At 45.1% G+C, this 13027-nt stretch carries 12 protein-coding genes; 2 read left to right on the top strand and 10 right to left on the bottom strand.

What is annotated here, in order from left to right; translation table 11 throughout:
* Positions 1-22: 22 nt before the first annotated feature.
* Both VP97_RS16905 and VP97_RS16900 read right to left on the bottom strand, forming a co-directional pair.
* A complete protein-coding gene (locus VP97_RS16905) occupies positions 23-1015 on the bottom strand; it encodes an iron-hydroxamate ABC transporter substrate-binding protein (protein WP_050183249.1) in 993 nt (330 codons plus the stop codon).
* Positions 1016-1054: 39 nt separating this feature from the next.
* On the bottom strand, positions 1055-2110 hold the full coding sequence (locus tag VP97_RS16900; protein ID WP_050183248.1) for an NAD(P)/FAD-dependent oxidoreductase: 1056 nt from the start codon (positions 2108-2110) through the stop codon (positions 1055-1057).
* 186 nt (positions 2111-2296) lie between these two features.
* On the opposite strand from VP97_RS16900, the gene VP97_RS16895 reads away from it, so the two are divergent.
* Positions 2297-2599, top strand: coding sequence for a DUF3817 domain-containing protein (locus VP97_RS16895; protein ID WP_050183247.1), 303 nt, complete (start codon positions 2297-2299; stop codon positions 2597-2599).
* Between the two features lie 49 nt (positions 2600-2648).
* On the opposite strand, the gene VP97_RS16890 is transcribed toward VP97_RS16895, so the two are convergent.
* A complete protein-coding gene (locus tag VP97_RS16890) occupies positions 2649-3488 on the bottom strand; it encodes an aldo/keto reductase (protein WP_050183246.1) in 840 nt (279 codons plus the stop codon).
* Between the two features lie 67 nt (positions 3489-3555).
* Positions 3556-4761 (bottom strand): MFS transporter, encoded by a 1206-nt coding sequence (locus tag VP97_RS16885; protein ID WP_050183245.1) that lies wholly within the window; start codon positions 4759-4761, stop codon positions 3556-3558.
* Between the two features lie 246 nt (positions 4762-5007).
* Between VP97_RS16885 and VP97_RS16880 the strand changes: the two genes are divergently transcribed.
* On the top strand, positions 5008-5337 hold the full coding sequence (locus VP97_RS16880) for a winged helix-turn-helix transcriptional regulator (protein WP_172656800.1): 330 nt from the start codon (positions 5008-5010) through the stop codon (positions 5335-5337).
* 14 nt (positions 5338-5351) lie between these two features.
* Here VP97_RS16880 and VP97_RS16875 read toward each other — a convergent pair whose 3' ends face one another.
* From VP97_RS16875 to VP97_RS16850, 6 genes are all read right to left on the bottom strand, one after another.
* Positions 5352-6341 carry a pectinesterase family protein gene (locus VP97_RS16875; protein WP_082220409.1) on the bottom strand — a complete coding sequence of 330 codons (990 nt, stop codon included), beginning with the start codon at positions 6339-6341 and terminating at the stop codon, positions 5352-5354.
* Positions 6342-6350: 9 nt separating this feature from the next.
* Positions 6351-7253: a dienelactone hydrolase family protein gene (locus VP97_RS16870; RefSeq protein ID WP_050183243.1), complete on the bottom strand. Its 903-nt coding sequence runs from the start codon at positions 7251-7253 to the stop codon at positions 6351-6353.
* Positions 7246-8592, bottom strand: coding sequence for a glycoside hydrolase family 28 protein (locus VP97_RS16865; RefSeq protein ID WP_050183242.1), 1347 nt, complete (start codon positions 8590-8592; stop codon positions 7246-7248). The genes VP97_RS16870 and VP97_RS16865 overlap by 8 nt, the downstream gene beginning before the upstream one ends.
* 17 nt (positions 8593-8609) lie before the next feature.
* Positions 8610-9725: a glycoside hydrolase family 88/105 protein gene (locus tag VP97_RS16860; protein ID WP_050183241.1), complete on the bottom strand. Its 1116-nt coding sequence runs from the start codon at positions 9723-9725 to the stop codon at positions 8610-8612.
* Entirely contained in the window at positions 9725-11305 is a 1581-nt protein-coding gene (locus VP97_RS16855; RefSeq protein ID WP_245629918.1) for a glycoside hydrolase family 43 protein, read from the bottom strand. The genes VP97_RS16860 and VP97_RS16855 overlap by 1 nt, the downstream gene beginning before the upstream one ends.
* A 210-nt stretch (positions 11306-11515) precedes the next feature.
* Positions 11516-13024, bottom strand: a complete 1509-nt coding sequence (locus VP97_RS16850; RefSeq protein WP_050183240.1) for an extracellular solute-binding protein — start codon at positions 13022-13024, stop codon at positions 11516-11518.
* Between the last annotated feature and the right edge of the window lie 3 nt (positions 13025-13027).

The raw sequence follows: 13027 nt of genomic DNA, 5'->3' as shown, positions 1-13027 counted from the left end.
AAAGACGATCCGTCCACTGCTATTATTTTTGCTTTGCAACACTTTCTAAAACACGATCAATGATCTGGCTGTTAGCTACAGCTCCTGTATACAGCCAGCTTTCTTTTGCACCAAATTCATAAACATTTCCGTTTTTTACAGCAGGAATATTCTGTAGAAGCGGATCTTGAAGTAATTCGTTCGCGCTCTCTCCATCGCTGTTGATCAAGAAAAGGTGATCTGCATCCAGTTCAGCCAGCTTTTCCATTGAGATCGACAGCCAGTTGGCGTCATCAGTTTTAGATATTTCTGAAACCACTTTCGGTACAGCAATCCCTAAATCATTATAAAGAACGTCTCCGCTTGACAAATTTTCACTTACCATAAAAAATTGCTTATTGATCAGCCATACCGCAGCAGCAGATTCACCAGGAATTGCGTTTGCGATTTGTTCTTTTGCTTCTTTTGCTTTTTGATCATATTCGTCCAATACGCTTTGCGCCTTTTCTTCTTCATTAAAAATTTCTCCAACCGTCAGTAATTCTTCCCGCCAGTCATTATTTAGTTCCTCGCCGATCACATATGTAGGAGCAATTTTAGCGTATTGCTCATATTTTCCGCCTTCCACCATCGAAGGAGAGTCCATAATTATTAAATCCGGCTTTACACTGGCAACAGCCTCGTATGGCAGGTCATGCGGAATAGTCGGCACATCCTGGAGAGAATCCTGCAGATAATCCTGAACGCTTGTTCCATCGGATACAGACCATTGCGCCACCGGGGTAATGCCTAAAGCCGTTAATGGGTCTTCTAAATATGAAGCCAGTACCCGCTCCGGATTCGCTGGAATTGTCACTTCATTTCCCATTGCATCTGTTAGTGTATGTTCTGTTTTTTCTGATGCTTCCTGTGTACTTTCCGCCGCTCCATTGTTTTCTGCTCCTTGTTCCTGTGTGCTTCCACAGGCAGCCAGCGCGATGGAAGATGCCAGCAGGCAAACGGACATTGCTTTCGTTTTACGTGTAAAGATAGACATTGTTGAATCCTCCTGAACAGTTTAACCTTATATTTTTCTTTATTGCTGGATCAGTTTTTGCATAATTTTCTTGTTTTTTTCTTTGAACACATCGTTATGAGAAGAGACCATGGCGCTGCTTCTTGACTCAGGGTCAATAAATTGTTTGGCTCTGTTAACGGCATTGGCCGCGTCTTGAAAAGCCCCGGCAATTAAATGAAGCTTTCCATCGTGCTTTAGCACATCTCCCGCTGCAAAAAAGCCAGGGACCGAAGATTCACCTGAAGGCCGGCTGGCTACGTAAAAATCATCTTCAAGCTTTATATCTAAACTGCTGCTGTTTTGCAAAAGTGTAGAATCTCGGTCAAAGCCGTGATTAATAACGACTTCATCTGCCGATAAAATGGTTTTGTCCATTGTGATACTGTTTGTCAGCTCAATTTGGCTGATTTTTTCTCCATTGGACGAAGCGATCAATTTTGTAATTGATTCATTCATCAAACAAATGGCCGAACTATTCATCAACTGTTCAACCTGCGCTTCGTGGCCTTTTAAAGCATTACCTCGATAAACGACGTATACTTTCTCCGCTACAGCCGTGAGCTCATTTGCCCAGTCAACCGCCGAGTTGCCGCCGCCTGAAATGACAACCGTTTTATCTTTAAATTTCTTGATTGACTGCACAACATAATGTAAATTGGTGACTTCAAATCGCTCTGCTCCTTCAATCGGCAGCTTTTGGGGATTCAATATTCCGCTTCCGACAGCGGCAATGACCGTTTTTGAAAAGTGAGCTGTTTTGGAAGCGGTGAACAGCTCAAATATGCCTTCATTGTTTTTTTGTATACGCTCTATTTTTTCATTTAAAACGACATCTGGGTTAAATGTCAGCGCCTGCTGCTCCAATTGCTTGATCAATTGGTCTCCCGTAATTGGCGTTAAGCCGCCGATATCCCAGATCAGCTTTTCCGGGTAAACATGAATTTTTCCGCCCAGTCGAGGCTGATATTCAATAATTTTCGTTTTCATTCCTCTAAGTCCGCTGTAAAAAGCGGAATATAAACCGGCCGGACCTCCACCAATGATTGTAACATCATATATATCCTGCTCTGGCATGATGAGCCCCCTTTAATTAATAATGATTCTCATTATTAATTAAAGAATACACTATTTTTTCTCTTTCAACAATCTATTTTTCAGATAAAGACGACAATCTCGTGAACATAAGCAAAAAAGGGGTGAAATCTATCTATGTATCCGGTATCTTTAAAGAAACGATCTTCTTTTATATAGGAGGCTTTTATGTTAAAAACAACCGTTGGCAAGCTGCGTTTCGCAGGATATTTTGAAGGGATTTCGCTGCTTGTTCTTTTGTTTATCGCTATGCCAATGAAATACTGGTTTGATATCCCAGAAGCGGTCAGCATTGTCGGCTCTATTCATGGTGCCCTGTTTGTTACCTATTGCTTGATCATTGCGTATGTTACGCTGAAAACCCGCTGGAAGCTGACCTGGCCGATTCTTTCGGTGATTGTGGCATTTATTCCATTTGGTAACTTCTTTTTAGACAAAAAACTTCATGACTTAGAAAAAGTATATCGGTAAAAAAACCAGCCTGAATCCGTTTCAGGCTGGTTTTTTATAAAACGTTTCTTTAAAAATCAAAATGATCAGGGTCAGGCCCTACACGATGATGCTGGTCCATTTTATGAATGGCCTTTACCTGTTCATTATTCAATTCAAAATCATATAAATCTGCATTTTCATGAATACGGTGCTTTTTAATAGACTTCGGTATGACTGCCCAGCCTGTTTGCAGATGCCATTTCAGCACGATTTGTGCAACCGTTTTGCCAAGACTTTCTGCTATCTCCATTAAAACAGGCTCACTGAAAATACCACCCTGCATTAATGGTGCCCATGCTACGGGCTGAATATTTTTTTGTACAAGATATTGTTTAAGGTCTTCCTGCACTAATCGAGGATGACGCTCGACTTGGTTAATAGCTGGCGTAATCTCCGCCGTTTGAAGCAGCGTTTCTATATGGTGAATTTGAAAATTGCTGACACCAATTGAACCGACCTTTCCTTCTTTAAACAATTGTTCAAGGGCACGCCAGCTTTCTGGAAACAGACCTTCAACTGGCCAGTGGATCAAATACAAATCAAGCTGGTCAAGACCCAGTCGGGCTACACTTTTCTGATAAGCTTCAAGCGTACGCTGGTAGCCCTGGTCAGCATTCCACAGCTTAGAAGTGATGAACAACTGCTCCCGGGTAATGCCGGCACGCTCCATCCCGCGGCGAATTCCTTCTCCTACGCCTTCTTCGTTTTCATAAACGGCTGCTGTATCGATATGGCGGTACCCTTGTACAATGGCTTCTTCTACAGAAGCTGCCACTGTCTCGCCGTTTTCGACCTGAAACACACCAAGGCCAACCCAGGGCATTGATTTTTCCCCATGATTTAAAGTAAAGGTGCTTTGTATATTCATTATAAGATTTCCTCCATTATTTTTTTGTTTGATTTCCCTTTTACCTATTCCATTACGTCCGCCTATGTTACGGCTTTTCAACCTTTAATGAAACGGCTGTTAACAGAACCGCCAGCATCACCATAATACCGCCAACCCAGGGTGTATGAATCAGGCCAATGGAATTGACGACGATCCCTCCTATCGTTGCGCCGATGGCAATGCCGATATTAAAAGCGGCAATGTTCAAAGCCGAGGCAACGTCTACAGCAGAAGGTACATATTTCTCCGCCAGCTGAACAACATACAGCTGAAGACCCGGCACATTCATAAAGGCGAGCAGTCCCATAAGCATGACGCCAATCAAGCCTGCTGTTTTAAAAGGCAGCATAAAAGAAAGGCTGACTAAAATAGCTGCTTGTGCGATAAACATCCAAAACAGGGCACGAACAGGGTTATCATTTGCGAGTCTGCCGCCAGCCCAGTTGCCCGCCGCCACTGCAGCACCGTAGACAAGCAGAATAATACTGATTACACCAGATTTTAAGCCTGTAACCTCCTGCAAAATAGGTGTTAAGTACGTAAAAGCGACAAATGTGCCGCCGTATCCTAAAGCAGTGATCGCGAGCCCTCTTACAATATGCTTATTTGTCAAAAGACGAAGCATATCCCAAAACTTAGCCGGCGGAGACTGTTTTAAATTTTTGGGGATTAAAAAGGCACTTGCTGCAATGGCCAGAACACCAAGCAATGCTACGCCCCAAAATGTGGCCCGCCAGCCGAACGTCTGTCCAATAAAGGTACCGAGCGGGACCCCCGTTACGGTAGCTACTGTGAGGCCTGTAAACATGAGTGCAATAGCACTCGCTTTTTTATGAGGCGGCACCAGCTGAACGGCAATCGTGGCGCCGATTGAAAAAAAGACACCGTGCGAGAAAGCCGTAATAAAGCGCCCAACGAGCAGCAGCTCAAAAGAAACAGATGTGGCAGCGACCACATTTCCTATAATAAATAGAACCATAAGAGAGATCAGCAGGGTTTTCCGGTTTACTCGATTTGTCAGGGCAGTCAGCACAGGTGCGCCAATTGCTACCCCGATCGCATAGCCGGAGATTAATAATCCAGCCAGCGTAATGCCGATATTTACATCATCTGCAATGGATGCAAGCAGTCCTACCGGTACAAATTCAGTTGTTCCAATTCCAAATGCACTAACAGCCAGTGCCCATAAAGCAAGCGAATGATTTTTTGAAGCGGCCTCCTGTTTGGATGCCGCTTGAAGTATATGACTCATTTTTCTCCTCCTTGTGTGTAAGAGCGGCGGGCCCTTGCCGTTTCTTTCTAAAGATCACGACGCCGCATAGCATCTACAGTAATATATACATGCTTTTTTATATGGTAGGCACTTTTTAGTACCTACCATCATTAATGATCTTTTGTTTCGTTCCTGTGTATGCTATTATGAGATCACTTAAAGAAAAAGAAAAGTACGCACTTTAAAGTAATGTAGGTACTTTTTAGTGCCTGTAGAGGAGGAAACGTGTTGGCTTACAATATTCCAGTAGAAGCTACCCTCGACGTAATCGGTGGAAAATGGAAGGTTGTCATCATGTGCCATTTGATCAAAGGAGAAAAACGCACGAGTGAATTAAAAAAATTAATGCCGGGGATCACACAAAAAATGCTCACGCAGCAGCTGCGTGAGCTTGAATCAGACGGTGTTGTAAACCGGAACGTATTTGAGCAGGTGCCGCCAAAGGTCGTTTATTCTTTAACAGACTACGGCTGGTCACTCCGCCCTATTTTAGATGCAATGTGTGCCTGGGGGGAGGGCCATATCGAATTAACAGACAGTGAGGTGGTTCAGTGAAAAAACAGCCAATGCTATTTGGCTGTTTTTTCTTGTGGCACAAATGACGGCCATTCCTTTAAATGTAAAATATGCTCTGGTGTATACAAGCTGGCTTCCTGGGCGGATAATTCCTTTGCCCATTCAACCCGGTTGTTCCTATTGCCGCCCGGCCCTCTGCTTCCGTACTCGGCATAAAAAACAGTCGTTTCAGCCTGGGCTTTATCCCAGTTGTGCCATCCTTCCCGTTTAATATGCGCTCCCATCCAGCAGTTGATAAAAACCGTCCTGGCAAAATCACGCCATGGTCTGCCTAAATAAACCGTTTCCGGTTTTGCCTCGCTCGTTAAACGGCAGTCCAGAAAAACATAGCCGAATGGCTGCCCTTCCGGAGTGGAGGCTGCCGTAATATAACCGTTTGTTTCCTCCTGCCGGTCCAGGCTGAATATTTCACATGACTGGAATACAGCAGTGGCCGAGCCGAAAATAAAATCAATATCTCCTTCAATGTAGCAGTTTTGGAACAAGCTGCGCCCCTTTTTTCTTTTCTCTCCTTCCATCGGGCCGCCAAAGGTGTTTCCTTCAATTGGCTTAGGCGGAAGAGGCCCCGTAAACAAGGTGTCCTGACTTCCGGTAAATCGGCAGCGGCGAAAGATCATCCGGTCGCCTTCTACGTATACAGCCACCGCCTGGCCAACTTCTTTTCCACAGCCGGCGCTGTTTTCAAATGTAATATTTTCGGCTGTAAAGTCATCTCCGCCCGCAAATATACTGTAGGAAGAAAATGTACCCATCGGCTTTCCATCCGGCATGCGCTTTTTCGCATGATCCCCATACGTAATGACTACTCGATCTGGTGATGTACCGATCAAGGAGACAAACGGTTTATTGATAAAAAGCTTTTCGTTATACACGCCATCCTGAATGTAAATGGCTACCCGGTCCATATTGGTTTCTGGAATGCTGTCGATCGCTTCCTGTATGGTTGTAAAGGCGCCGCTACCATCTTTTGCGACAATGATCATATTGGCCTCCTACAAGTAGTTTTGTAAAAATATACGCAGCTCCTGGCGCATACCGGCTGTTTCTTTATGGCCGCAGGGATAGCGGCTCATCCGCCAATGGGCTGACTTTCCCTCTTTTTCGTAAAGCACTTTTAATCGTTCATCAATTACGCCAAGACCGTCATAAGGTGTCAGCCGGTCTTGGTCTCCCACAAGACTTAAGTGAGGACGCGGCACAATCAGAGATTGTATATCGGCTGTTTCAAAAGTTTTTAACAGGCCCGGTACGTACGAATAAAAGCCATGATGATCAAGGCCGCGCTGGCGGATGAGCGACTGCGCATCCACCTGGGCAGCAATGTCGATACAAACACGAACACGCTCATCTAACGCGGCCAGCCACCATGCCATCAAGCCGCCCATCGACATGCCGAGGGTAGCGATCCGAGAGTTGTCCACATCTTCTCTCGACGTTAAATAATCGATGCCGCATAAGCTGTCATACAGCATCATGCCCCACATCACCTGCCCGTTCCAAAGCATTTCTTTGAACAGTTCGCTTTCCGTTTTACCCTGGCGCTCACCAAACCCCCACATGTCCATGCATAACGCGCTGTAGCCCATTTGGGTCAGCTCTTCGGCAAAGGACGGATTTTGAAGATATGGACTGCTTTCAAGCAGCTCTGCTTTTCCCCGGTCGTATTGCCCGCCGTGTGAATGGTTAAACAAAACAGCCGGCTGCTGTCCTTGTGCACGTTTCGGGCGGACAAAATAAGCCGGCACCTTTTCTGTTTCTCCAAAGTTCAGAAGCAAGTATTCCAGAATATAGTGTTCCCGTTCTTCTTCCTTCAGCTTTGTTGCCAATACACCCTTACGCTCGGGTAAATCTCCGAGCAGTGATAAAAGCTGGTCCCGTTTTTTTTCTTTACTCATTTTTCTCGACAACCATCGGATCTTCAGATTTCGGTCCCTTTACGCGGCAATCGGTTACGGAAACATCTACGCCGTTTTCTACATAAAAAGCTGGTCCATCATGATTGCTGATTGTTACCCGGTGAAACGAGACATCATGCACATTTCCGCAGTAAAAGCCGCGCTGCTTCATCGGCTCAAGCTGGGACATCATTGCCGGCATGCCTGGCTCTGCGTCTTCGGCCATCGCAATTGAAACGTCGCTAAATGTTACATCCTCCACGTACATTTCCGGCAGCCCGTACAGGAAGCCAGCTGCTGCGCTTACTTCCCGTGCTGTAATGTCTGAAAAATGAATGCGGCGAAATGCCGGGGTTTCTTCCGTTACGGGGTATGGTGATTTATCCCAAACATATTTTTCTTTACCACGCGGCCCGCAAAAGTAATAAGCATTCACAATAAAGGGACAGATGACGTTTTTCATGACGATGTTACTAACACGGATGTCTTCGACTACACCACCGCGTCCACGCCGTGATTTCAAGCGGATGCCCCGGTCTGTTCCTTCAAATACACAGTTGCTTACAGTGACATTGCGGATATCTCCACTCATTTCACTTCCGAGCACCACACCTCCATGGCCGTGAATCATCGTACAGTTTGTAATTGTAATGTTTTCACAAGGAATCCTCTCTGGAGAATCTTCTGTTCCCGATTTGATCGCAATACAGTCATCACCCACATCGATATGACAATCTGAAATACGCACATTCCGGCATGATTCAGGATCAATGCCGTCTGTATTTGGGGAATCACTCGGGTTTATGATTGAAACATTATGAATCGTTACGTTCTCGCATCGAATAGGATTAACGGTCCAGCTAGGTGAATCGACCATTTTTACGCCAGAGATGAGTACACGCCGGCATCGGTCAAAGCTGACAAGCTTCGGACGCGGATACTTGTTTTCTTTTTTCGAAAAAAGATCCCACCAGAATGCACCGTTCCCATTCAGTGTTCCCTGTCCTGTCACCGACACGTTTTCAATGTCTTCCCCATAAATACACGAAGCATACACATCACGGTTCACACCTTCCCATCGAGAATGCACAACCGGATACTCGTCTGGATTGGTGCTGAACAAGAGAACTGCACCTGCGTCCAGATGGAGGGTGATATTGCTTTTTAACAGAATGGCTCCTGTTAAAAAGCGACCGGCCGGCACGTAAACCGTGCCGCCTCCCGCTTTTGCACATGCTTCTACTGCTTGCTTGATAGCTTTTGTGTTTAGTGTTTGCCCGTCTCCTTTTGCACCGAAATTCTCAATATTAAATGCATAAGCTGCCGCAGTCGTTTCCATCTATTCTTCCCCTTTCGTTATTGATTTTCCATTTCCGCCGCAGCTAAAATAAAAGCGCCAACACCTTTTAAGTCATTGGTTATAATCGGTTCACTAATATAATATTCAAAGGTGCCGTCACGCTGGTCCGGTCCGCCGAGCCCAGCTACCTGGCAATTTTTATTTAAATTTACCAGTCCGTCTGCTGTAACAGTAATAAATTCATTAATGATGCTCTCATAAGCTCGGTTAGCCGTCTCCATCCACACCTGGTCCAAATAGCCAAGCCGTACTCCTTTGGCAATTGCATACACAATCATGCAGGAGCAGGAAGCTTCCAGGTAGTTCCCTTTTCGCTCCGGCTGATCAAGTACCTGGTACCAGACACCACTTTCACTCTGTACGCTTTTCAGCGCCTGCAGTGTTTCCTGGAGAATAAGCACAAGCTTGTCGCGATCCTTATGGTTTCCGGGCAAAATGGCGAGCGTGTCTACAAGACCCATTACAAACCAGCCCATGGAACGCCCCCAAAAATTTGGAGAAAGACCTGTTTCCTTATCGCACCACGGCTGTACTTTTTTCTCATCGAAGGCGTGATACAGCAAGCCCGTTTCCTGATGCTTTGTGTTTTTCACACAAAGTATAAACTGTCTGGTAATGTCATCAAACTCGTCCAATTCACCAAACTCCCTGACGTATTCCGCATAAAAAGGTGCCCCCATATATAAACCATCCAGCCAGATTTGGTACGGGTACACTTTTTTGTGCCAAAACACATTCTCGGATGTACGCGGATGCCCTTCAAGCTGCTGGCGCAGCAGATCGGCTGCCCTTTTATATTTTGGTTCGTTTGTTTCTTTATATAATGTCAGCAGGACTTTGCCGTTGTTGATATGATCGATATTAAACGCTTCCATTTCATAATGGCGAATGCTGCCGTCTTCACCAACGAACGCATCCATATTTTTTTTCATGTACTCCAGATATTTCGCATCACCCGTTTTTCGCCAAACGAGCTCAATTCCTTTTAATACGACTCCATAATCGTATGACCACTTATCGTTTTGTACACCGTCTGACAGAAGCGGACGCCGTGCCATAGTCGATTCCGTCATTTTTTTTGCCCAGTCTGCTGTTTGAATTGCTGTTGCCATTACCCGTTCAGCTCCTTGTATAAAAAATAGTCAAAATCGGCTGCTATAGCCGTCCCTCTCATATCCTGCACACACATACCCACAAAGTTGCCGGTAAATCCGTTTCCTTCATCTGACAGGTGGGCAATACTAATAGAGTCGGATACCTCTTTCCATTCACCTGTATCATCCGCATAGAAAAGAAAAACTTGATCGCTCTGTATACTCGCCTTTATTTTGGTTTGTTCGCCAGCCAGCGGCAAACATATATCAAGCTTTTCAAATTCGCCCCATACGCATTTCATTACACTTAAACATTTTCCTTTTTCTTCATCGTGAGAAATAAACGTATATACATAATTATCTGTGTTGTAGTAAAGGACGAGTCCCGCCATCTGCAAAAACGAGTCCGGCTCAAACTCAACCGCCGTTTCAACCTCACAACAAACATGCTGCTGGCGTCTTGCAATCAAATGCTGATGGTGAAGCGAATGAAGAGATTCTCCGCCTTTAATTGATAAGTATCCCGGCTTCTCCAGCAGCGAGCACCACGAGTCGTCAGGGGCAATGCGCAGTGTATTCCATACCGGGTGCAGGGCCTCTTCATCAAAATCATCATGTTGATTTTCGTCCGGTTCAAATGGATGGGCTGGTAAATTTGGCGCTTGAACCTCCACTTGTGCTTCCCTCCCGCCGGATGCAAGACGGAGCCAGCCATCATCTGTCCAATGCACTCGCTGCAGAGCCGTTTCCCGGCCAAGAATCGAGTACTTCCCGTGTACCGGCCGGCTGCACAAATGCGCGATAAACCATTCTCCTGTTTGCGTTTCTACAAGACTTGCGTGTCCCGCCTTTTGCAAAGGAAGCGACTCATCATGAGCAGATGTCATCATCGGATTAAGCGGATCTACTTCATATGGACCGGTGATATCTTTTGCTCTTGCTACCGTGACAGCATGTGTGCTTCCCGTTCCACCTTCGGCTGTCACTAAATAGTACCAGCCGTTGTGCTTGTAAATATGCGGCGCTTCCGTTTTTCTTAAGTCTGTTCCATCAAAAATATGATGAATTGGCCCTATCAATTTTTTTGCATCCACTGAATATTCCTGCATCACGATGCCCGCTGACTTATTTCGTCCTTCAATCCGATAATCCCAATGCACATTTAAAAACCATTTCCGTCCATCTTCATCGTGAAATAAGGAAGGGTCAAAATTTCCGCTGTTTAGAAAAACAGGCTCTGACCAGGGACCCGTTATGTCTTCGGCTGTCACAACGTAATTGTGTGCATCTTTAAACGGGTATTTGCTGCGCTTTACATCTGTATACACGAGGTAAAACAGCCCATCCCTATAGCTTAATGCAGGTGCCCATACACTGGCTGAATCCGGATTTCCTTCAAAGTGGATATGATGCGTTAACACATTGGTCAAATGCCGCCAATTCACTAAATCACGTGAATGGTAAACCGGAATACCCGGATACCACTCAAATGTGGAGGTAATGATATAAAAATCTTCTTCCGCACGAACAATACATGGATCAGGGTTAAATCCTTTTAAAATAGGATTTTGAATCGTTAACAATGTATTTGTTTTCACGTTTCTTTTCCTTTCCGGCTGCTCTCCGTTATTTGAAAAGGAAGGAACTGACCTTCCTTGAGCTTGTGAGCAAAGTTAGAAAGCAGGCTTATTGAAAACGCTCGCCTTTCAAGGAATACGGCCGGCTAGGAAGCGGAGTGACCTTTTGCATTTACAGCCGGCAAGGGCGCTGAAAGCGAGCGTTTGCGGGCAGCCTGAATTCTTATTCCATTACTCGGCTGCTTTATGGGCTTCTGCGTATTCTTTCGCTATTTGATCTCCGCCTGACTCACGCCATTTTTTAACAGCCTCTTTAAAGCCAGCGTCATCAAGATCACCCATAATGTATTTAACGGCAGCATCAGTAATGATTTTCTCTAGCTCCGTTCCACGCTCATTCGCTGTAGCTGAATCAAGCGGCACTGTCGGATCAATGACCGCAAATTTGTCGTTTTCAACGACTAGTTCATTCGCTAATTGTTTATCCGGGTCGGCGTCTACGATTTCATGTGTCACTTCGCTTGGACGCGAACTGGAAAGTGGCTGAACTTCTTTTTGCCATAAGTCCGTATCTATGATTTTCAATGCATCATTTTCACCCAGTTCATAATGCTTTCCTTCAATACCGCCTGTCATGAGCATATAAGCCTCTTTGTCAATTAAGTCATCTACAAATTGGAGCAGCCGTTTCAGTTCCGCTTCGGACTCTACCTCGGATTTTGGAAACGCAAGCAGCCCGCCTACCCCTGTGTTTTCAGACCATACATGATATTCCCCGTCCGGACCGGCAATCTTGTTTATTGGAACAAGCTTTAAGCCGTCCTGCAGGCCTTGAGACAGATTTTTTAAGTTCAAAATGTCAATCATACCTGTATAAATACCTGTTTTTCCCTGCGCAAATTTTTGTTGCTGGTCCGTTTTCGCTGTTACAGCAAAGTCTTGAGATAAGTATCCATTCTTATAAAGATCTCTGGAGTATTTCAGTGCGTCCATATATTCTTTTGTTTCAAATTCCGGTGTGAAAGTTCCATCTTTCTCCACTTTCCATCCATTTGGCGCACCGTGATAAGAAGCAAGCAATTTAAAGCTGCTGTAACGCAAATCACTCCGGTCACCAAATCCAACGGTATCTTTTTTTCCATTTCCATCTGGATCTTCTTCAGTAAAAGCCTTGGCCACTTCATAAAGCTCTTGTAAGTTTGTCGGCTCTTTCATCCCGAGATTATCCAGCCAGTCTTTCCGGATCACAAGGCCTGAACGGGCAAGTGGCTTTTGAAACGGCACACCGTACAAAACCTCTTCGATAGAAGCTGCGTCTCGTACTTCTTTAGGGATTTGCTTCAAGTTTTCATAGTCATCTAGGTACTTACTTACATCCCAGAACATACCAGTCTTTAATGACTGGCGAACAGAAGAGTTGGTCATCATCGTCAGGGAAACGATATCGGAAAGCTCTCCTGAAGCAAGAGCAGCTGTCATTCTTTCTTCTTTCGAGGCATCCGGCACCCAGTTAAAGTTAATATCCGCGTTTGTGTGCTCTTCAAGTTTTGTTAACACGTCACCGCTTGGCGGAGAAGGCGCGTGAAGAATGGCTGTCCAGTTGACCTCAAGCTTTGAATTTGGATCGTACTCTGCTGAATTGGCCGCATCCTCTCCGTCGTTTGAACAGGCAGTCATGAGCATCATAGAAGCAAGCAAAGCTTTTAACGACAGAACTTTCGTTACATTGTTTTTTCTCATTTT

The sequence above is a fragment of the Domibacillus robiginosus genome (assembly GCF_000966195.1).
GTDB lineage: Bacteria > Bacillota > Bacilli > Bacillales > Domibacillaceae > Domibacillus > Domibacillus robiginosus.
The sequence above is the reverse complement of the archived record's forward strand: the minus strand, read 5'-3'. Positions and strand labels throughout refer to the sequence as shown.

What these genes read in the sequence shown, in the direction of transcription:
- VP97_RS16905 (WP_050183249.1), bottom strand. Translation starts at nt 1,015, where the DNA reads ATGTCTATCTTTACACGTAAAACGAAAGCAATGTCCGTTTGCCTGCTG.
- VP97_RS16900 (WP_050183248.1), bottom strand. Translation starts at nt 2,110, where the DNA reads ATGCCAGAGCAGGATATATATGATGTTACAATCATTGGTGGAGGTCCG.
- VP97_RS16895 (WP_050183247.1), top strand. Translation starts at nt 2,297, where the DNA reads ATGTTAAAAACAACCGTTGGCAAGCTGCGTTTCGCAGGATATTTTGAA.
- VP97_RS16890 (WP_050183246.1), bottom strand. Translation starts at nt 3,488, where the DNA reads ATGAATATACAAAGCACCTTTACTTTAAATCATGGGGAAAAATCAATG.
- VP97_RS16885 (WP_050183245.1), bottom strand. Translation starts at nt 4,761, where the DNA reads ATGAGTCATATACTTCAAGCGGCATCCAAACAGGAGGCCGCTTCAAAA.
- VP97_RS16875 (WP_082220409.1), bottom strand. Translation starts at nt 6,341, where the DNA reads ATGATCATTGTCGCAAAAGATGGTAGCGGCGCCTTTACAACCATACAG.
- VP97_RS16870 (WP_050183243.1), bottom strand. Translation starts at nt 7,253, where the DNA reads ATGAGTAAAGAAAAAAAACGGGACCAGCTTTTATCACTGCTCGGAGAT.
- VP97_RS16865 (WP_050183242.1), bottom strand. Translation starts at nt 8,592, where the DNA reads ATGGAAACGACTGCGGCAGCTTATGCATTTAATATTGAGAATTTCGGT.
- VP97_RS16860 (WP_050183241.1), bottom strand. Translation starts at nt 9,725, where the DNA reads ATGGCAACAGCAATTCAAACAGCAGACTGGGCAAAAAAAATGACGGAA.
- VP97_RS16850 (WP_050183240.1), bottom strand. Translation starts at nt 13,024, where the DNA reads ATGAGAAAAAACAATGTAACGAAAGTTCTGTCGTTAAAAGCTTTGCTT.